We start from the raw sequence: 19,668 nt of genomic DNA on the forward strand, positions 1-19,668 counted from the left end.
TTTTATGTTGCGCATGGTAGATATCATTGAGGATAAGCGAGACGGGAAAGAACTAAATAAAGAAGAGATAGAGTTTTTTGTGACGGGGTATACCGATGGCTCAATCCCTGATTATCAAGCCAGTGCATTTTTGATGGCTATTTACTTTAAAGGCATGACTACAGAAGAACAAGGCTACTTAACGATGGCTATGGCGGAGTCAGGTGATCAAATCGATTTATCTGCCATTGAAGGAGTGAAGGTAGACAAACACTCAACGGGTGGAGTAGGTGATACTACGACACTCATCTTAGCTCCACTGGTCGCAGCATGTGGTGTGCCAGTTGCCAAAATGAGTGGTAGGGGACTAGGTCATACAGGCGGTACACTTGACAAGCTTGAAGCAATTGACGGCTTTCACGTAGAGATTTCTACGGAACAATTTATTCAACAGGTCAATGATTTGAAAATCGCTGTAATCGGCCAAAGCGGCAACTTGACGCCCGCTGATAAAAAACTATATGCGCTGCGAGACGTCACAGCGACCGTCAATAGCATCCCGCTGATTGCAAGCTCTATCATGAGTAAAAAGCTTGCGGCGGGAGCAGATGCTATCGTATTGGACGTCAAGACAGGCGCGGGGGCCTTCATGAAAACTTTGGCGGACTCCAAGCGGTTGGCGGATGCGATGACTGCGATCGGAAATGAAGTGGGAAGAAACACAAGTGCTGTTATATCGGATATGAGTCAGCCGCTCGGATTTGCGATCGGTAATGCTCTCGAAGTAAAAGAAGCCATTGATACGTTGCAAGGAAAAGGTCCGGCCGATTTAACAGAGCTATGTTTAGTACTTGGTAGTAAGATGTTGCTAGCTGCGAACACAGATCAAACTGAAGAAGACGCGCGTAAACAACTACTGAATGTCATAGAAAATGGTGACGCACTGCGCTTGTTCGGTGAATTGATCAAAGCGCAAGGTGGCAATGAAAAAGTGATAGTGGATACAAATCTACTGCCTCAAGCACAGAATCAAATTGAAGTACCCGCTCTTGAAAGTGGGTATGTATCCATGATTGATGCCGATGAAATAGGTGTAGCTGCCATGCTTCTGGGTGCAGGTCGTGCCACAAAAGAGGACGTCATTGATCTCGCAGTTGGGATTGTATTGCGCAAGAAAATAGGTGACTTTGTAGAAAAAGGAGAAGCGCTCGCGATTCTCCATGCAAACACCGAACAAGTTGATGACTCGATCAAACTACTGCAATCTCATATGCACATCTCAAAAGAAAAAATAGAAGCACCACCACTTATACATTCCCAATAATCAATTCAAGCCATGTGCCTGAAGAACGCCAAGAAATTGGTCGCCTTCAGAGCACATGGCTTTTTTGTCGTTCATGTGTAAAAACAATTCCAACTGTACATACTCTTGTGTAGCTCGTGAAGAGTGAAGGAGTGACGTCATTAAATACACTACAGCGCTGACGAATGGCTTCCACGTAATTAGCCAGTTCGAAAGTGTGACTAACTGTCTCATTGAGAGGCTTACCTTTTGGAAGCTAGCTTTATTTAGTAATGGAACAACTATTTACACGTCATAATAGTTAGAAAGCCAAACTAGTTGATGGAAGTGGAAGGCGGTGACTCAAGCCGTACCCGCAGGAAAGTATCCGCCTGGAACGCAGACCAACGATGACTTCTCACACACCCTTAGCTTCTCTGTCACAACGTAAGAAGTTTTAGGGACAGCTGACTAGTTTTGTCAAAACTAAAGGATAGCGGTTCTAAATGTGCGACAATGCCTTCATGAAGGAGGCGTATCCACACATGGCAACTATTACACAACTGGAAAATGGCATAGTCCTAATCACGCTAGCAGGAGAACTCGACAACCACGAAGCGAATCAAATTAGAGAAGAAGTATCTACCGCTATATTCACAGGAAAGACGCGTGCAATCGTCTGGGACCTCTACCAACTAGGCTTCATGGACAGCGCAGGAATTGGGCTTATACTCGGAAGAATGCGCGATTTAGTCCCTGTAAACGGAGAAACACTTATATTGAATCCATCTCCGACAATGCAGAAACTATTCCAATTTTCGGGTCTTGGTGATGTCGTCAGAATATGTACAGTCGAAGAAGCAATCGACGAAATCGGAGGGGTTGTACATGAAAAATGAAATGACCTTGTCGTTTCTAGCGATAGAACAAAATGAAGCACTTGCCAGAATGGCACTCACCTGTTTTATCGCACCGTTGGATCCGACACTGGAAGAAATTTCGGAATTTAAAACTATTGTTTCCGAAGCTGTCACTAATGCCATTATCCACGGTTACGAATGCGATGGGAAAAGTATGGTGAAGATCCATGCAACGATCGATGACCGCTCAGTAAAAATGACGGTAACAGATGAAGGAATGGGTATCTTCGACATAGAGCAAGCGATGGAACCAATGTTCACGACTAAACCACAAATGGAGCGTTCCGGTATGGGCTTTACGATCATGGAAAGTTTCTCGGACGGTATCCGTGTAGATTCTACCCTTGGAAATGGGACAATCGTGACATTTGAGAAGAATTTTTCTCCAGTCACAGAAGTAAGTAGAATGAGGTGACGTATGGAAGCATCTGTTGAGAAGCAACACGCTCTATTGTCACAAGAAAAAATGCGAGAACTCATCAAAGAATCACAAGCGGGTGACAAAGAAGCTAGACGAATGATGGTAGAAGGCAATACAAGACTCGTGTGGTCCATCGTTCAACGCTTCGCTTCGCGTGGTGCGGATTTAGAAGATTTATTTCAAATAGGCTGCATTGGCTTGATGAAATCAATAGATAAGTTCGATCTATCCTATGAGGTGAAGTTTTCAACGTATGCAGTGCCGATGATCGTCGGAGAAATCCAACGTTATTTACGTGATGATGGAATGGTGAAAGTAGGGCGCACCATTCGTGAGTTAAGCTATAAAATTCGTCACGCAACCGATGATTTCTTTAAGAAAAATGGCCGTTCACCTTCTATTTCAGAAATTGCGGAAATATTGGAAGTGAAACAGGAAGATATTATTCTAGCTTCTGACGCGCTTCGAGATCCGGCTTCGCTACATGAACAATTGTATGAAAGCGATGGAGATAGCTTGACGCTAATGGATCAACTTCGGGACGATAGATCAGAAAGGGTATTCGATCATATTCCGTTACGTGATGTCATTACACGGTTGAATAAACGTGATCAGACGATCATTTATATGCGCTATTATTTGGATTACACACAAAGTGATATTGCGAAACGAATCGGCATATCACAAGTTCAAGTATCACGGCTGGAAAAGAAAATTCTAGCTCAAATGAAAACATGGATGGGCGCAGATGCCGAAGATGCGCTCGAGAAGGTGAGGAGACCGTAATTTGACCGATACACTATTTACGTCCATACGAGAAGGGGAAAGGTGGTTTATCAATCAGTTTGGCGAAGACGAGACATTCGACGCGACTAAACGGTTGATCCACCTATGGGATAAAGAAATACTTCTTCTGTATATGAACGGGTTAGTGGATGGTGAGGTCTTAACTACCTTATTGACAGAAATGCAGAATCGAAATGAAATATTTGCAAGTGAATCCGTTGAGAATATTGATCGTGCTATGGTCGATTATTTTCCGTATCATTCGCTGGAAATTGTAAAGGATGAAGATCAACTTGCGAAAGTGATCTTAAGTGGGTTAGCTGTATTCGTTATGAAAGACGGTTTCACATTCGCGCTTGATGTTCGGTCATATCCAGGTAGAAACCCTGAAGAACCGGATACTGAAAAAGTCATACGTGGCTCACGAGACGGTTTTACGGAAAATATTCTGACGAATACAGCATTAATTCGGAGACGCTTACGCACAACGGAACTACGGTTTGAAATGCATGAGACGTCCGTAAAGGGTAAAACGGACATTACTATAGCTTTTTTGAAAGGTGCCGCCAATGAAGGGCATTTGGATTTTGTGAGAGAGCGACTGGATGCATTGAAAACGGATGGCTTGACGATGACCGATAAATCACTCGAAGAATTTCTCTTCAAACAAGGTTTTCATCCGATGCCATTCGTTCGGTATACGGAACGCGCTGATATTTGTGCGGCCCATTTACTCGAGGGGCATATTGCCATCATCGTCGATACGTCCCCATCCGTCATTTTAGTCCCGGTTACGCTTGTACATCATCTGCAACATGCGGAAGAATATAGACAAGCGCCTTTAATCGGGACGTTCATTCGATTGGTACGCTTCATGGGGACATTTTTAAGTTTAGTCATGTTGCCGTTTTGGTATTTGATGTCCGTCGAAACACAATTCGTTCCGGAAGCAATCAAATATATTGGTCCAAATGAATGGGGAGAAGTTCCGTTATTGGTCCAATTGTTAATAGCAGATGTCGGTATAGAAATATTACGGATGGCTGCAATCCATACACCGACACCGCTATCGACAGCCATGGGACTCGTTGCAGCTATTGTTATTGGGCAAGTGGCGATTGACGTAGGCTTGTTCTCTTCGGAAGTCGTATTATATGTGGCGGTCAGTGCCATTTTAACATTTGCGATTCCTTCATTTGAATTAAGTATCACGACAAAAGTGTTTAGGATTTTCTTATTAGTCTCCACTGCATTACTCGGGGCTCCAGGATTTTTCATAGCACTTGCTGTCATTTATTATTATTTATGTTCATTAAAGCCTATGAATGTGCCATATTTGTGGCCGTTTACGCCTTTCTTCCCGAAAGCTTTGTTGCGTGTATTGATTCGTTTCCCTATGACAATCGACGATCCACGGCCGTTTATCACGAAATCGCCGAACCGTGACAGGATGTCGTAAGGGTGTTCAGACATTCTGCATGTCGTTGCTACTTTCCGTCTTCTTGTGATAAAGTTATCTGAGAGAATTCGGAAGGGGTATGGGACATGCATCTTTATGGAACACAGGCAGTGAATGAAAACGGTCATCTGACAATCGGTGGAGTGGACGTTTCAGAACTGGCTTCACAATATGGAACGCCAGTCATGGTCTATGATACAGAGTTATTCAAAGAGCGTGCGCAGGCATTTAAAGAAACGTTTGAGAAAAAGGATATTAAAGCACAAGTTGCTTATGCGAGTAAAGCCTTTTCTTCAATCGCAATTTATCAGTTGGCAGAACAGCAAGGGTTATCCCTTGATGTTGTTTCAGGTGGGGAATTGTATACGGCCGTAGCGGCAGGATTCCCGCGCGAGCGGATTCATTTCCATGGTAATAATAAAAGCAGAGAAGAAATAGTATATGCATTTGAAGAAAAAATTGGATGCATCGTAGTCGACAATTTTTTGGAAATCGATATCATCAAAGAAATTGCAGATGAACGAAAGCAGACAATGAATGTCTTAATCCGTGTAACACCGGGAATTGAAGCACATACTCATGACTATATTACGACAGGCCAAGAAGATTCAAAGTTTGGTTTTGATTTAAAAAATGGCCAAACGGATCAAGCGTTCCTAGCATTGCATGATCATGGATATATTAAATTCCTAGGCATGCATTGTCATATAGGCTCACAGATTTTTGAAACCGATGCATTCAAATTCGCAGCAGAAGTGCTAATGGAAAGAATGGTTGAATGGCGGAAGAATTATCAATTTATCTGTCCTGTCTTAAATCTAGGTGGCGGATTTGGTATTCGTTATACTGAGGAAGATACGCCGCTTGAGCCAGCTGTCTATGTAGAAGAAATGGCAGATGTAGTGAAAAAGATGGCGCAGGAATGTGAGTATCCAATTCCTGAAATTTGGATTGAACCCGGCCGCTCGCTTGTCGGAGATGCAGGAACGACCATTTATTCTGCTGGCAGTACGAAAGTTGTGCCGGGTGTCCGTACATACGTAGCAGTAGATGGCGGAATGTCTGATAATATTCGTCCGGCTTTATATGACGCACACTATTCCAGTGCGCTTGCTAATCGGATGAACGAACCACATGACCAGCAATGGACAGTAGCAGGGAAATGCTGTGAGTCTGGCGATAAATTAATTGAAAATGCCGATTTACCCAATGTGGAAACCGGTGATCTACTAGCTGTCTTTTGTACAGGAGCCTATACGTACTCCATGGCCAGCAATTATAATCGTTTGCCTCGACCTGCCGTTGTGTTTGTAGAAAAAGGACAACATCAATTAGTGGTAAGACGCGAAACCTACGAAGACATCATTAAATTGGACCTTCCGTTACAATTAGATGAGAAGGAGAATTTCTGATGAAGAAGAAAAACATTATTCTTTTTGCTTCCATTGTTGCTGTCGCTATAATTTGGGGAGTCATCTATTGGTACTTGGTTGTCCCAGTGATCGATCCGCGCTATAAATAATGCGCTAGTTGAAGTAAGCGAGCTAATGGTGTAGACTGTACAAAGGATTTCTGAAAAGAAGGGGTTACTATTGAATCTTATTCGTTTTAAGAAGGCACAAGAGAAAATTGCTATGGGCTTTTTATCTTATATCCCTAGTGAAAAGATGTTATGCAAATTGCAAGAGACTGTACAGCAATATCTAAGTGTTGAACAGTGGCAGCTATTTCTTTATAAAGAGGCAGAAGATTACATCGGATTAATAGGGGTAGAAGTCAACGACACTGACAAGATGTACACTGTTCAACATATTTCCGTCAATCCATCGTTTCGTGGAGAAGGAATTGCATTTAAGATGATGAAAGAATTGCAAGAAATCTATCCAGGGTACGGTTGTCAAGGTACTGACTTTACCGAACCATTTATACAAAGTTGTTTAAGGAAAGAAGAAGGCGCAGATCTTTAACCTCTGCCCTTCTTCTTTTCTTCACGTTGTAAAAGAATATCTGACCTGTCCCGTTGCATATGCTTATGAATAACAGACGCGCTGTCTTTAGGCAGTAATGCAATCAGAGGCTTGGATTTCTCTGCTTTAACTCTCAACTCTGGAGAGATCGGAAGTTGGAATGAATAAAAATCTTCATCTGATTCAATGCGTGTAAGGCAATACTCCAGCTGCATGATAATTTCATCAATGGCCACATCTTCAAGGTAGTCGCCAAATTGTACAGGCATTTCACGGAAGCGTGTGATGGCTTTAGTTAAAGTACGAGAAGCACCTGCTGTATTTCCTCTGCGCCAATGGTATAATCCGGTAGCCATAAGAATATACCCTGTCAGTGGATGGTCTTTTGAAAAGTTCTCTTGTTCTTTCCAATATTCCTCCAGCACCTCATGGCATTCGAAATAATCTTGATTGTCGTTGAAATACACAATAAACTGTAGAAAAAGAGGATGGTAGTAAGGGTTCATCCAAATCATTCCTTTCTGGTTAGGTAGGTTGGTAAAAATGAGTTATAGTGTAAAACTCGAAGTCTTCGAAGGGCCACTTGATCTGTTGTTGCATTTGATCAATCGGCTCGAAATTGACATTTATGACATCCCCATGGCGGAGCTAACACAGCAGTACATAGAACATTTGCATGCCATGCGTGTTCTTCGTTTGGATGAATTAAGTGAATACCTTGTACTGGCAGCGACGTTGCTTGAAGTGAAAAGCAAAATGCTGTTACCGGTCAATGAAGAAGAAGCGTTCATCGAAGAATTCGGTTATGAGGAAGATCCGCGTGAAGAATTGATTGCCCGCTTAATGGAATATCGGAAGTTTAAAGAAGCAGCAAACTCGCTTCGTGAGTCGGCGGCGCACCGTGATGAGCATTTCACCAAAGAACCTGAAGACTTAACGGATTATGGTGAACCGCTTGTAACCGAGTCAGAAGAACAGCTGAATGTTTTTGACTTGATTGGTGCATTTCAAAAAATGTTACACAGAAAGAAGCTGAAACTGCCTCTTACTGCGAGTATAACAAAATCCGAGCAATCTGTCGGGGATAAGATGTCATCGATCATGAGCAAGTTGGAACTATGCGGTGGAGAATGTGATTTTCATGCGCTTTTTGAAACGACGACTGTGCCCGAACTCGTATTAACATTTTTATCGTTGCTTGAACTGATGAAGTTACAAGAAGTGAAAGTGCGACAAAATAATAATTTTGAAGAATTACGAATCTCGTTGATGTGAAGGGATGATAGGAATGGACATCGAAACACGTTTCGTCGGGATGACGGAAAGCTTTTTATTCGTAGCAGGTGAAGAAGGCTTATCAATTGCACAACTAGCTGCGCTATTGGAATGTGAAGAGCAAAAAGCAGAACAAGTACTTATATTCTTGCAAGCTGCGTATGACGACGATGACACACGTGGCATCACGTTGAAAAGTTACGGCGGGATTTTCCGCTTGGTGACGAAGAGTAAATGGGCAGATGACATCAAACGAATGCTAGAAGATCCAAAACCTTCTACATTTACACAAGCAGCACTCGAGGTACTTGCCATCATCGCCTACAAGCAGCCTGTGACGCGTGTAGAGATTGATGACTTGCGTGGTGTAAAGTCCGAGCGGGCATTGTCTTCGTTGGCCGGCAAAGGCTTTGTAGAAGAAGTAGGGCGCATGGATGGACCAGGTCGACCTATTCTATATGGAACAACCACTTTCTTCTTAGATCGTTTCGGATTGGCGTCGCTCGAAGATATGCCGCCACTATCACTTGACGAAGAACAAGAAACGTCGGAAGAAACGGATTTATTCATGACGAAATTCCAAGAAGCATTTTCCATAACAGAAGAAGGAGGACATGATGCTTGAAAAAGATTTCGGTCATCGCTCTACTGATCATCGGTTTATTGATGAATCCCGCAAGTAGCCAGGCTATGGGTTCGTCTTATGCAGTGATAGACGGAGAGAATGGTAGGTTACTGATGGGATCAAATGAACATGTTCCACTTCCTATCGCCAGTTTAACTAAAATGTGGACGGCTTATACTTTTTTGGAGTTAAAGCCCAGTGAAGAGGAAACGGTCATTTCTTCACAAGCCGCGACAGCAGAAGGGTCATCCATTTATCTCGAAACGGGTCAAGTAATGAAGACAAAAGATTTACTGTATGGCTTAATGCTTCGTTCAGGTAATGATGCAGCGCAAGCGCTCGCTGAACATGCGGGTGGCTCACTTGAAGGATTCGTCTATCTAATGAATGAAGTAGCGCAAAGTCATGGCCTAGAGCAAACGCATTTCATGAATCCATCCGGTTTACACGGCGAGCATCATCTCTCTTCTGCGTATGACACGGCTAAAATGTTGTATTTTGCTATGAAGAATCCAGAATTTCGTAAGATAGCTTCTACAAAGAACTATCCTTTTGAAACGGAACAGGGGAAAAATAGTTGGCAAAACAAACATCGCCTAGTGATATCTGAACCGACTGCTGTTGCAGGTAAAACAGGTTTTACAAAAGCAGCAGGACGTACATTGGCTACCTATTTCGAAAAGGATGGCAAGTCCGTCATTGTCGTTACATTAAACAATGGAAACGATTGGCAAGTCCACAAGCAGTTATCCGAGCAAGTATTCTCTGAATATCAATCGTATACTGCAGTGAAAAAAGGTAAGTATCAAGTATTTCCTCATATGATCGCAAAGCTAGATCAATCTGTTAAGTTACTCGTAACGAAAGAAGAGAAGAAAATGTTGTCCAATGTGTTACAGATTCCTCAAGCAGATGAACCACAGAAAAAAGGCTATTGGTCTATTTATTTAGGGACAGAACCAATTAAGACGGTAGCAGTAGATATCGAGTCCGAAAAGTGAATAGAAAACATACTATTTCGAAGATTGACCTACACAGGTCAGTCTTCTTTTCATTTACCCGAAAGTATGACATAATTTTTTCAGTATGTAACATCAAGGAGGAACCCATGGAAAGATTACAAAAGGTATTGGCACAGGCCGGCGTAGCATCAAGAAGAAAGTCAGAAAAACTAATTTTGGACGGTTTAGTTAAAGTGAATGGTAAAGTCATAACGGAACTTGGGACAAAAGTTAGCAGAATGGACACAATTGAAGTGGAAGGCGTTCAATTGACGAAAGAAACACCTGTCTATTATCTGCTTTATAAACCACGCGGTTATATCTCTACAGTTGATGATGAAAAAGGTCGTAAAACAGTAATGGATTTAGTACCGGAAGTCAGCCAGAGAATATTCCCAGTTGGAAGACTAGACTATGATACATCAGGCGTATTGCTGATGACAAACGACGGTGATTTCTCGTATTTAATGACTCACCCGAAATTTGAAATAAAAAAGAAGTATGTAGCTAAAGTAAAAGGAATCCCTTCTCGCGATGATCTCAAAAAGCTCGAGACAGGAATTGAATTAGATGACGGCAGTACGGCTCCTGCTCGTGTGAAAATGACAAGCTCGGATAAAAAAACGAATTCTGCAATTGTCGAGATCACAATTCATGAAGGACGTAACCGTCAAGTACGAAGAATGTTTGATGCAATTAATTGTCCCGTGCAAAAATTGAAGCGTGAAGAGTTTGCTAACTTAACTACACGTGGATTGAATGCCGGAGAAGCGCGTGAACTAACGAGACATGAATTGAAACAACTACGCGTGTTAGCAGAAACAGGAAAGATCGGCTAAGAAAGTGTCAAAAGTTCACAAACCTATCACTAGTGCCGAGCCAACTGATTTTATGTTTTGGTATAATAGCAGTTGGGACATAAATTAGACAGGAGGTTACATGATTGGCCCAAAAAAAAAATAAAAAGACTATCAGGCTAATTAGCAGAGCAGCCCTTCTATTAATTTTAGCTGCAATTCTTATCTACGCAATTACTTCAAAAGATAAAGTGAAAGTCTTGGCGGAAGGTGATACAGCGCCTGATTTCGAGCTTGTAGATTTAGAAGGAAATGAACATAGGTTATCGGATTATAAAGGACAAGGCGTATTCCTGAATTTCTGGGGTACATGGTGTCCACCTTGTAAAAAGGAAATGCCTCACATGGAGGATCTCTATAAAGACTTTGAAGCGAAAGGTGTACATATCCTTACTGTCAACGTAGGAGAACCCAAAGTGAAAATAGAACTTTTTAGAGATGACATGGACCTTTCATTCCCGATGTTATGGGATAAGAACAAAACCGTTATGGATTTGTATAATATCAAACCATTACCTACAACTTTCCTCATCAATCCAGAAGGAAAGATTACGAAAGTCATTAAACAGGGAATGACAGAGCAACAAATTTACGAGTATTTAGAAAGCATTCAACCAAAGTAAGGAGATTGTTACTCAATGAGCAAAATCAAATGCCAATGCGGGCATGAAAATCCTTATGGTACAGAGCTTTGTGAGAAGTGTGGTCGTCCCTTATCTGAAAAAGCAAAGAAAAGTGATATTGTAGATATGCGCTACGAAGGATCTTCTAGAAGATCTCAAACCTATAAGAGTTCCATTGTCGATAAAATTTGGAACTTCTTCTCCAGTGTCAAGATTGGCGTTAGTATTATTGCGGCGGTATTAATCGCGTCAGCAATTGGAACCATCTTTCCGCAGAAGTTCTATGTACCTGCCACTACGCCGGAAGGCTATTTGGAATACTATGAGCGTTTGTATGGTACGGTAGGAAAACTTTATTATGAGCTAGGCTTATATGATATGTATAATAGCTGGTGGTTTAAAGTGCTGGTCGGTATGCTTGCAACGTCTATTATTATCGCAAGTATTGACCGTGTGGTTCCGCTTTATAAATCACTTAAAAAGCAACGTACACGTCGTCATCCATCCTTTATGAAGCGTCAGCGGATTTTCGGAGAAGGTGATGTTCAAAATACAGAAGAGTCACTTGTAAAAGCAGAAGAGAAACTAAAAGCAATGCGCTACAATGTGAAAACGGAAAATGGCGCAATTTTAGCTGAAAAACATCGATTTTCACGTTGGGGCCCATATATTAACCACGTCGGATTAATTATTTTCATTTCGGGCATTCTGCTGAGAGGGATTCCTGGTTTTTATGTTGACGAAGCGATGTGGCTCCGTGAAGGAGAAACACGTAATATCGTCGGAGCACCAGGTTATGTACTTGAAAATAAAAAGTTCACTTTAGAGAATTATACAAAAGAAGAAGCAGAAGAAGTATTCGGTGAGGCGTTGGATAAGAATGGCACGATCGCCAAATCATATACAACAGACGTTACATTGTATAAACAAGAAGAGGGAGCACTACCTGGTAGTGAAAGTCTTAAAAAAGTGGAGGATTACTCCATCAATGTCAACAAGCCATTGAAGTTTGATGGATATAATGTTTTCCAGATGGATTATAAACTGGACGAGCTTAAAAACATGACATTCCATTTGGTAAATAAATCTTCTGAAGAATCTCTTGGAGAATTTACGGTGAATTTAAGTGACCCAGAGAAGGAATATGATCTTGGAAATGGCTCTACTGTCAATATGCTCGGTTTTTATCCAGATTATGATGGAATTAAAGACGGGGAACCCTATTCGAAATCACCTGTTCCGAATAATCCAGCGTTCATTTTTCAAATGAACACACCGGATAAGCCAAAAGGTGAAAAGAGTTTCGTTGCAATTCGTCAAACGCTGGAAGTAGAAGAGAACGACTATGCGATTAAGTTCGCAGCTGCCGAGACTCGAAACATTTCAGGTTTAACCATCCGCAAAGATAAAACTTTATATATTCTCTTACTCGGTGGCCTAGTATTTATGATTGGTGTTATTCAAGGTATGTACTGGCAACATCGCAGAGTATGGATCCAAGAAGATACAGAAGGTCATCTATTGATTGCTGCACATACGAATAAAAACTGGTTCTCTTTACGAAAAGAGCTGGATACATTACGAGAAACTGCAGACTTGCCTGCTTATATAGATCGTCAGGATCCTGAGTTGGACAAGCCAGAACAGGAAGGGGACGAGGAAATATGGACTTAGTAACCATTAGTAGTAACTTATTATTTGTTTCATTTGTTGCTTATTTAGTAGCGACACTCTTTTTTGGAGGCGCTATAAAAAAGTCGAAATCAGAAAAAGCATATCATAATAGTAAATGGGGAACGATTGGTCTAGTTATTACAATCATTGGGTTCCTTACTCACTTAGGCTATTTCTTTACAAGATGGGCTGCATCAGGTCACGCACCACTTAGTAATATGTTCGAGTTTACAACTGCGTTCGGCATGATGCTCGTAGGGGCATTTATCCTGTTGTATATTATTTACCGAACACCATCACTTGGATTATTCGCGTTGCCCATTGCGATTATCATTATTTCATATGCAACGATGTTCCCAACTGATGTCACTCCACTAATTCCTGCACTTCAAAGTAAATGGTTGTTTATTCACGTAATCACGACGGTTATTGGTGAATCCATACTGGCGATCAGTGCAATAGCGGGTCTTGTATTCTTAGTGAAGAATATCGATATGACGAAAAAATCTAAATCACGCTTTTGGATAGAAGCAGTTATGTATACACTAGTTCTAGTTCTTGGTTTTGTCATATCTTCTACGACTTTCAAAGTCATGGACTATGAAGCAGAATTCACGTATATAGATAGAGATCAAGCACCAGCTGAAATTACGTATCACGTACCTCCGTTATTCGGAATGAATGAGTATGAAGCGATGACGCCGGAGAAAATGACACCTTGGGTTGAATTACCTCCGATTATCAATGCACAAAAAATGTCTTCTCTTGTTTGGTCTATAGCTGTAGGTTCAGTGCTTTACGTATTATTACGCTTAATCGCACGCAAACCTCTTGCCGCGGTATTCCAACCGTTGGCGAAGAAGGCGAATTCTCAACTGATGGATGAAATCGGCTATCGTGCTGTATTGATTGGTTTCCCCGTCTTCACGCTCGGTGCGTTGATTTTCGCCATGATTTGGGCACATGAAGCCTGGTCACGATTCTGGGGTTGGGATCCGAAAGAAGTGTGGGCACTCATTACATGGTTGTTCTACGCTGCATTCCTTCACTTGCGTCTATCAAGAGGTTGGGAAGGTAAGAAGTCTGCATGGCTTGCTGTCATCGGATTTGTTATCATCATGTTCAACTTGATTGCCGTAAACTTAATTATTGCAGGTTTACACTCATACGCATAATCTTCGACTGCATGACAATTATTGTCATGCAGTCTTTTTATTTCTTTTTATAGGTCAGTAATTGTACAATAGAGATAGAAGGTTGTCGAAAGGGGTAATGAATTGTGGAAGAAACAGTGAAGCTCTTAGTGGTGGATGATGAGGATCGCATTCGTCGCCTATTGAATATGTATTTATCTAGAGAAGGTTATGAAATTGAAGAAGCGGTCGATGGAGCAGATGCGCTAGAAAAAGTGTTTGCTGGACAATATGATTGTATATTGCTCGACGTCATGATGCCTGAAAAAGATGGCATGGAAGTATTAGCCGAACTGCGTGAAAATAAAATTATGACACCTGTTATTTTATTGACAGCAAAAGGTGAAGAAGCAGACCGTGTAAGCGGTTTTGAAAGTGGTGCAGATGATTACATCGTCAAGCCATTTAGCCCGAGAGAAGTAGTTTTACGCGTAAAAGCTATGCTCAGACGTTCAGTTGCATTCCCGAACGTGTCGTCTAACTCAACGTCAAAAGATTTAGTAGTATTCCCACAGTTGACGATTGATCATGATGCACATCGTGTAACAGCTGAAGGTAAAGAAGTGAATTTAACACCGAAGGAATATGAGTTATTATATTTCTTGGCGAAATCACCAGACAAAGTGTTCGATCGTGAACAATTGCTGAAGGAAGTATGGCATTACGAATTCTTTGGAGATTTACGTACGGTGGATACACATGTTAAACGGCTACGTGAAAAATTGAGCCGTGTTTCAGAACGGGCAGCGAAAATGATTGTCACCGTTTGGGGTGTAGGGTATAAGTTCGAGGTTCCAAACGAATGATTAGAATATGGAATTCAATTGTCGGGAAGCTATGGGCCACCATATTGCTTCTCGTTTCCTTTGTCTTGTTTATTGTCACTCTGTTCCTGTTAGAGTTTCTAGATAACTTCCATACGAAACAAGCAGAAGAGTCATTGCAGAGGGAAGCAACTACCATCAGCAAAATCGTCAATGATTATAATGGGCAAACGAATCCCTCCATGAAACAGTCTATGAACCAGATTATCGATGACATCTTGGATGTGGAGACCAATGCCATTGTCGTTGATCAACAGGGGGATGTGTTGTATTCATTCCATACGTCTTCAAGTAAAGATGAAATTGAAGATAAATTGCTATCCGAAGGCAGCTTATTCAAGTCGCCAGAATTGGGTAAGCAAAAAATGAAAGAAATGATATTGCCTTCATTGACAGAGAAAGACGTCATGGAGCAATTTTTGATTTTATCCTATCCATTCGAACGGGTAAGCGGTGAGCAAGCGAGTGTACTTATGTACCAAAGTCTTGATGCTGTGCACCGTACGACGAAAAGCACGACGAATATTGTCTTCCTATCTGCATTCATCGCATTTATTTTAACTACATTCTTTGCATTTTTCTTATCTACACGTATCACGTTGCCGTTACGTAAGATGAAACAGGCGGCGTTTGAGTTGTCAAAAGGAAATTTCGATACGCATTTACCAGTTGCACAAAAAGATGAAATTGGTCAATTGGCAACTGCGTTCAATCAAATGGGACGGCAGTTGAAATATAATATTGAAGTAATTAAGCAGGAGAAAGAACAGCTCTCGAGCATTCTTACATCTATGACAGATGCAGTCGTGACGTTTAATCAAGATTATTCAATCCTTCTGAAAAATCCGCAAGCTGAGCTATTGTTGAAAAAATGGTATGGATATAATCAGAAAAATCATCATCCGTTGCCTAAAGAAGTTTTTCATATGCTAGAGCATGCCATTTCATTCGCCGAAGAAGTCGAGGATGAGTTGGAATTGGGTGGACAGTTTTATGTAATTTCCATCAGCCCGTTGTACAGTGAAAATAGTATTCGAGGAGCGGTGGCTGTATTCCGTGATATGACGGAACAACATAAACTGGATAAATTACGTTCGGATTTCATTGCCAACGTATCACACGAATTGCGAACGCCGATTTCGATGTTGCAAGGATATAGTGAGGCCATCATAGACGATGTTGTGAGCAGTGAGGAAGAACGGTTGGAAATGGTTCAGATCATCCATGATGAATCTAAGCGTATGAGTCGCCTCGTCACAGACTTGCTGAATTTGGCAAGAATGGAGTCCGGCTACATTCAACTAAATAAAAATCCTTTATCAATAGTAGAGTTCTTGGAACGTATGGTAACAAAGTTCTCGCAAGTAGCGAAAGATGCAAAAGTGGACTTGTCTTTGGAAACGGAAGAATTGAATACGCTACTGGTAACGGCTGATGAAGATCGGCTTGAGCAGGTATTCACTAATTTGATTGATAACGCCATCCGACATACTCCAGACGGTGGAGCAGTGACACTGGGTGTCTTCCGGTCTACTGGAATGCTTGATATTACCGTAGCCGATACAGGTGTCGGTATACCTGAAAGAGACTTGCCATTCGTCTTTGAGCGTTTCTATAAGGCGGATAAAGCAAGAACAAGAGGAAAAGGCGGTACAGGACTTGGTTTAGCCATTGCCAAAAATATTATGGAAGCACATAATGGGGCGATTTTAGCTACGCGTGGTAAAGAAAAAGGAACCATCTTTATCTGTTCACTTCCTTATGAACCAATAGACCAATGAAACTTTCCCTAAACTGAACCGACTACTATTATAGAGCGAGGGGATTGAATGGATGATTCCGTTTTTCAACGATTATATGAAGACTATAACGGTGACGTATTCAACTTCCTCACCTATTTGACTCGCAATCGAGAAGTAGCGGAAGATTTGATGCATGAGGTATATGTGCGTGTACTCAAATCATATGGCCGTTTTGAAGGGAAAAGCTCTGAGAAAACTTGGCTGTTTGCGATTGCGAAAAATGTCTCCATTGATTATTTCCGAAAACAATCCACAATTAAGAAACATGCAAATATTCATTTCGATTGGGAAACAGAGCAATTAGCTTCAACTGATCGCTTGCCTGAACATTTAATTGAAGCGGATGAAGAACAGAAGCAAGTGCTTGAAGCGTTGCACACATGTACGGGTGATCAGAAAATGGTCATCCTCATGCGGTTCTTTCAGGATCTATCAGTTGCTGAAACGGCTGAGGTCTTAGGTTGGACCGAAAGCAAAGTGAAAACGACACAACATCGTGCGATCAAAGCGTTGCAGGTGAAATTGGAAGTACGTTCCGTGAGGGAGGGGTGATGAGGTGAGCAAAGACAAGTGGAATGAAGACGATATTGAAAAACGTTTACGTGACATGCCGGTCGTTAAAGATCAGCGTACCAAAGACGAAATTTTGCAACGGTTAAAAGAAGATTCGAGACTTTCTGAATCGAAAGAGCCTATAAAAAAGCCTTCCAAGTCAAAATGGCCACCAATCATTGCAGCTGTTGCTGCCATTGTATTGCTCACCATCATCGTGCCGACATTCATTCAGCAAAATAATGAAGTATCGATGGATAAAGCAACGACAGACGAAACAGCTGATACTATCGAGATGGAGAATAGTGAAGAAATGCAGTCGAATGACGCGAGTGATGCAGACGTGTTTACAAGGCAAGTTTCAGCTCCGCTTTCGTACGCTGTCTATCCTGCCGACGTCCTGGATCACACAGCGTTTCATATTGGCTTGGCTACCGATCAGGCAACCATTGTTCCTATAACATTCCTAATACCGAATGAACGTCTTCCTGAAGGCTTAGGGGCATCGCCGGATACAGTTGCACTGTATAATGAGTATGCAAATACAATAGATGAAGAAGCACTTGGATTTATAGAGTACCATCCGTATAAAGCGATGATCTCCTCAAACGGTAAGCAAGTTCAAATGAAGTTTACTGCAAACCATAACTATGATACGTCGAGTGCGACACTTGAGATGTTGAATTTATCTGTACAAGATACATTTCAAGGATACGATGAAATAAAGTTTTCACAAGAAGATGCATCTTCAATAACGTTTGAACAAGTAGGTCAAGTGGATGAACCGATTGCCTTGTCAGGAGCGGTTTCACATCAAGCCTACTATCGATTTTTAAAATCAGATGGAGAAGCAGTACTCTCCACTAATTTCGGCAAGACCTCTGAAACGGTAGAGCAAGCTTTGCGTGACATGAAGAAGACACCAAATGATATCTATTCGACAGTGGTCCCTAAAGGAATAGACTTCACAGTCAAAGAAGTTAAAGGTATTGTTAACGTAAAATTTACTGATGTGCTTGATTTAGATAAAATGCAATCAGAAGAAGCAATGCAACTACTAGACGGAATCTTGCTGACGGCGGCAAGTTTCGATAAACAGGTAGAATTTGATCAAATCGCGCAGGAACAATGGAATCATTTTGACTTCACTCAACCATTGGAAAAGCCGATTGGTTCAAATCCAAAGTATTTAATTAACGAATAATTCTGTTTTGTAAACTCGTGAAGTTTACAAAACAGTTTTTTTACGCTATAATAGGTTCATAATTAAATATTGATTCATCTTCGGGGCAGGGTGTAATTCCCGACCGGCGGAAATGAAGTAGAATTCTACTTTTAGCCCGCGAGCTTAACAGCTGATTCTGGTGAGATTCCGGAGCCGACAGTATAGTCTGGATGGGAGAAGGTGAAGGTGCAGCCATCTTTTTGTGTACGCAAAAGTGGTGCTTGTTTCCTGACGGATAAGTTTGTTAATTATCTGTTCTTAACAGTGCATTTAACTCTCCCTAAAGCATTTATGCTTTAGGGATTTTTAGCGGAACAACAGATGAGCCAGCCTTTCCTCTTTTGAAGTGAATCGCAAAAGGAGAGAGGAACAAGTGAATAACAAGAAGTTACGTAAGCTAATTTTGGTGGCGATTTTGGGAAGTATTTCAACTGTGCTAATGCAGTTCAACTTTCCGATCCCGGCAATGCCTGGATTTTTAAAGATCGATTTTAGTGAGATTCCTGCTGTTATGGCAATCATGACGATGGGACCTGTTGCAGGTATAGGCGTAGAGATATTGAAGAACGTCATGCACTGGTTCTTATCAGGAAGCCCGACAGGAGTACCGGTAGGAGAAGTTGCAAACTTTGTGACAGGTGTATTATTCATTATGCCAATCTACTGGATTTTCACGAAGTATCGTTCAGCTAAAGGTCTTGCATCAGGTTTGATCGCGGGTACGGTAGCAATGGCAGTAGGTATGAGCGTATTAAATTACTTAGTGTTCTTGCCAATGTACACATATTTCCTAGGTATGCCAGCAGTTACAGGCGACTCGCTGTATCAGATGATTATATTAGGAATCTTACCGTTCAACTTGGTCAAGGGTGTAATGCTATTAGCCATCACGTTGATGTTATATAGAAGCATGGAGAAGTGGATTCTTCAGCAACAAAAGAAATTATCGTTTTAAACAAATACACGCCAGGCTCCCTGAATAATAGGAAGCCTGGCGTTTTTTATTGTCGTTTAATTATTGAAGTTCAAATGCATATCGGGTTTAAAATTGAATGCCACTCTATTTTTAGGTTCTATAATAAATGTTGGGGTTCTCAAACAATTGAACAAAAAAATGCACGTGATCACCAATTTCTTTTATACTTGAATTGTCGAGAAACAAGTCAAAGAGAAAGGTGATACGTGCATATGAATTTTATCATG

The 19,668-nt window shown here is 41.4% G+C and carries 21 protein-coding genes and 1 riboswitch; of the genes, 19 read left to right on the top strand and 2 right to left on the bottom strand.

Going from position 1 to position 19,668, the window contains the following annotated elements:
* The first annotated feature begins 7 nt into the window (after window positions 1-7).
* Window positions 8-1,303: a pyrimidine-nucleoside phosphorylase gene (locus CSV64_RS01515; protein WP_099633322.1), complete on the top strand. Its 1,296-nt coding sequence runs from the start codon at window positions 8-10 to the stop codon at window positions 1,301-1,303.
* Here the strand turns inward: CSV64_RS01515 and CSV64_RS01520 are convergent, their stop codons facing one another.
* Entirely contained in the window at window positions 1,304-1,516 is a 213-nt protein-coding gene (locus CSV64_RS01520; protein WP_099633285.1) for a hypothetical protein, read from the bottom strand.
* A 290-nt stretch (window positions 1,517-1,806) separates the two neighbouring features.
* Between CSV64_RS01520 and CSV64_RS01525 the strand changes: the two genes are divergently transcribed.
* From CSV64_RS01525 to CSV64_RS01550, 6 genes are all read left to right on the top strand, one after another.
* Window positions 1,807-2,160: an STAS domain-containing protein gene (locus CSV64_RS01525; protein WP_233190380.1), complete on the top strand. Its 354-nt coding sequence runs from the start codon at window positions 1,807-1,809 to the stop codon at window positions 2,158-2,160.
* Window positions 2,150-2,596, top strand: a complete 447-nt coding sequence (gene spoIIAB / locus CSV64_RS01530; protein WP_099633287.1) for an anti-sigma F factor — start codon at window positions 2,150-2,152, stop codon at window positions 2,594-2,596. The genes CSV64_RS01525 and spoIIAB overlap by 11 nt, the downstream gene beginning before the upstream one ends.
* A gap of 3 nt (window positions 2,597-2,599) precedes the next feature.
* The gene (locus tag CSV64_RS01535) at window positions 2,600-3,388 is read left to right on the top strand and encodes a SigF/SigG family RNA polymerase sporulation sigma factor (RefSeq protein ID WP_099633288.1); all 789 of its coding nucleotides are present in this window, start codon (window positions 2,600-2,602) and stop codon (window positions 3,386-3,388) included.
* A gap of 1 nt (window position 3,389) precedes the next feature.
* Window positions 3,390-4,847, top strand: a complete 1,458-nt coding sequence (locus CSV64_RS01540; protein WP_099633289.1) for a spore germination protein — start codon at window positions 3,390-3,392, stop codon at window positions 4,845-4,847.
* Window positions 4,848-4,933: 86 nt separating this feature from the next.
* The gene (gene lysA, locus CSV64_RS01545; RefSeq protein ID WP_099633290.1) at window positions 4,934-6,259 is read left to right on the top strand and encodes a diaminopimelate decarboxylase; all 1,326 of its coding nucleotides are present in this window, start codon (window positions 4,934-4,936) and stop codon (window positions 6,257-6,259) included.
* A 180-nt stretch (window positions 6,260-6,439) separates the two neighbouring features.
* On the top strand, window positions 6,440-6,814 hold the full coding sequence (locus CSV64_RS01550; RefSeq protein ID WP_233190381.1) for a GNAT family N-acetyltransferase: 375 nt from the start codon (window positions 6,440-6,442) through the stop codon (window positions 6,812-6,814).
* On the opposite strand, the gene CSV64_RS01555 is transcribed toward CSV64_RS01550, so the two are convergent.
* Window positions 6,811-7,320 carry a DUF309 domain-containing protein gene (locus CSV64_RS01555; RefSeq protein WP_158232992.1) on the bottom strand — a complete coding sequence of 170 codons (510 nt, stop codon included), beginning with the start codon at window positions 7,318-7,320 and terminating at the stop codon, window positions 6,811-6,813. The two genes, CSV64_RS01550 and CSV64_RS01555, sit on opposite strands and share 4 nt — an antisense overlap.
* Window positions 7,321-7,357: 37 nt before the next feature.
* On the opposite strand from CSV64_RS01555, the gene CSV64_RS01560 reads away from it, so the two are divergent.
* From CSV64_RS01560 to CSV64_RS01615, 12 genes are all read left to right on the top strand, one after another.
* Window positions 7,358-8,089 (top strand): segregation/condensation protein A, encoded by a 732-nt coding sequence (locus CSV64_RS01560; RefSeq protein WP_099633292.1) that lies wholly within the window; start codon window positions 7,358-7,360, stop codon window positions 8,087-8,089.
* Between the two features lie 13 nt (window positions 8,090-8,102).
* Complete coding sequence (gene scpB / locus CSV64_RS01565; protein ID WP_099633293.1) at window positions 8,103-8,714, top strand: SMC-Scp complex subunit ScpB; 612 nt, start codon at window positions 8,103-8,105, stop codon at window positions 8,712-8,714.
* The gene (locus CSV64_RS01570; protein ID WP_233190382.1) at window positions 8,711-9,715 is read left to right on the top strand and encodes a D-alanyl-D-alanine carboxypeptidase family protein; all 1,005 of its coding nucleotides are present in this window, start codon (window positions 8,711-8,713) and stop codon (window positions 9,713-9,715) included. Before scpB ends, CSV64_RS01570 begins: the two co-directional genes overlap by 4 nt.
* Window positions 9,716-9,822: 107 nt before the next feature.
* Window positions 9,823-10,554, top strand: a complete 732-nt coding sequence (locus CSV64_RS01575; protein WP_099633294.1) for a pseudouridine synthase — start codon at window positions 9,823-9,825, stop codon at window positions 10,552-10,554.
* 104 nt (window positions 10,555-10,658) lie between these two features.
* On the top strand, window positions 10,659-11,195 hold the full coding sequence (resA, locus tag CSV64_RS01580) for a thiol-disulfide oxidoreductase ResA (protein WP_099633295.1): 537 nt from the start codon (window positions 10,659-10,661) through the stop codon (window positions 11,193-11,195).
* 15 nt (window positions 11,196-11,210) lie between these two features.
* Window positions 11,211-12,869, top strand: a complete 1,659-nt coding sequence (gene resB / locus CSV64_RS01585) for a cytochrome c biogenesis protein ResB (protein ID WP_099633296.1) — start codon at window positions 11,211-11,213, stop codon at window positions 12,867-12,869.
* Window positions 12,860-14,044, top strand: coding sequence for a c-type cytochrome biogenesis protein CcsB (gene ccsB / locus CSV64_RS01590; protein ID WP_099633297.1), 1,185 nt, complete (start codon window positions 12,860-12,862; stop codon window positions 14,042-14,044). Before resB ends, ccsB begins: the two co-directional genes overlap by 10 nt.
* A 104-nt stretch (window positions 14,045-14,148) precedes the next feature.
* Window positions 14,149-14,868, top strand: a complete 720-nt coding sequence (locus CSV64_RS01595) for a response regulator transcription factor (protein ID WP_099633298.1) — start codon at window positions 14,149-14,151, stop codon at window positions 14,866-14,868.
* Entirely contained in the window at window positions 14,865-16,667 is a 1,803-nt protein-coding gene (locus tag CSV64_RS01600; protein WP_099633299.1) for an ATP-binding protein, read from the top strand. Before CSV64_RS01595 ends, CSV64_RS01600 begins: the two co-directional genes overlap by 4 nt.
* A 48-nt stretch (window positions 16,668-16,715) precedes the next feature.
* On the top strand, window positions 16,716-17,240 hold the full coding sequence (locus CSV64_RS01605) for an RNA polymerase sigma factor SigX (RefSeq protein WP_099633300.1): 525 nt from the start codon (window positions 16,716-16,718) through the stop codon (window positions 17,238-17,240).
* Between the two features lie 4 nt (window positions 17,241-17,244).
* Window positions 17,245-18,444 carry a GerMN domain-containing protein gene (locus tag CSV64_RS01610; protein WP_099633301.1) on the top strand — a complete coding sequence of 400 codons (1,200 nt, stop codon included), beginning with the start codon at window positions 17,245-17,247 and terminating at the stop codon, window positions 18,442-18,444.
* Window positions 18,445-18,516: 72 nt separating this feature from the next.
* A riboswitch (FMN riboswitch) is annotated at window positions 18,517-18,651 on the top strand.
* 187 nt (window positions 18,652-18,838) lie between these two features.
* Window positions 18,839-19,420 carry an ECF transporter S component gene (locus tag CSV64_RS01615; RefSeq protein ID WP_099633302.1) on the top strand — a complete coding sequence of 194 codons (582 nt, stop codon included), beginning with the start codon at window positions 18,839-18,841 and terminating at the stop codon, window positions 19,418-19,420.
* Window positions 19,421-19,668: the final 248 nt, after the last annotated feature.

This window comes from Sporosarcina sp. P32b, assembly GCF_002743335.1.
Taxonomy (GTDB): Bacteria; Bacillota; Bacilli; order Bacillales_A; family Planococcaceae; genus Sporosarcina.

Excerpts from the sequence above, each read along its gene's own strand:
- CSV64_RS01520 (WP_099633285.1), bottom strand. The coding sequence starts at position 1,516 with ATGAGACAGTTAGTCACACTTTCGAACTGGCTAATTACGTGGAAGCCA.
- CSV64_RS01525 (WP_233190380.1), top strand. The coding sequence starts at position 1,807 with ATGGCAACTATTACACAACTGGAAAATGGCATAGTCCTAATCACGCTA.
- spoIIAB (WP_099633287.1), top strand. The coding sequence starts at position 2,150 with ATGAAAAATGAAATGACCTTGTCGTTTCTAGCGATAGAACAAAATGAA.
- CSV64_RS01535 (WP_099633288.1), top strand. The coding sequence starts at position 2,600 with ATGGAAGCATCTGTTGAGAAGCAACACGCTCTATTGTCACAAGAAAAA.
- lysA (WP_099633290.1), top strand. The coding sequence starts at position 4,934 with ATGCATCTTTATGGAACACAGGCAGTGAATGAAAACGGTCATCTGACA.
- CSV64_RS01555 (WP_158232992.1), bottom strand. The coding sequence starts at position 7,320 with ATGAACCCTTACTACCATCCTCTTTTTCTACAGTTTATTGTGTATTTC.
- CSV64_RS01560 (WP_099633292.1), top strand. The coding sequence starts at position 7,358 with ATGAGTTATAGTGTAAAACTCGAAGTCTTCGAAGGGCCACTTGATCTG.
- scpB (WP_099633293.1), top strand. The coding sequence starts at position 8,103 with ATGGACATCGAAACACGTTTCGTCGGGATGACGGAAAGCTTTTTATTC.
- CSV64_RS01575 (WP_099633294.1), top strand. The coding sequence starts at position 9,823 with ATGGAAAGATTACAAAAGGTATTGGCACAGGCCGGCGTAGCATCAAGA.
- resB (WP_099633296.1), top strand. The coding sequence starts at position 11,211 with ATGAGCAAAATCAAATGCCAATGCGGGCATGAAAATCCTTATGGTACA.
- ccsB (WP_099633297.1), top strand. The coding sequence starts at position 12,860 with ATGGACTTAGTAACCATTAGTAGTAACTTATTATTTGTTTCATTTGTT.
- CSV64_RS01600 (WP_099633299.1), top strand. The coding sequence starts at position 14,865 with ATGATTAGAATATGGAATTCAATTGTCGGGAAGCTATGGGCCACCATA.
- CSV64_RS01605 (WP_099633300.1), top strand. The coding sequence starts at position 16,716 with ATGGATGATTCCGTTTTTCAACGATTATATGAAGACTATAACGGTGAC.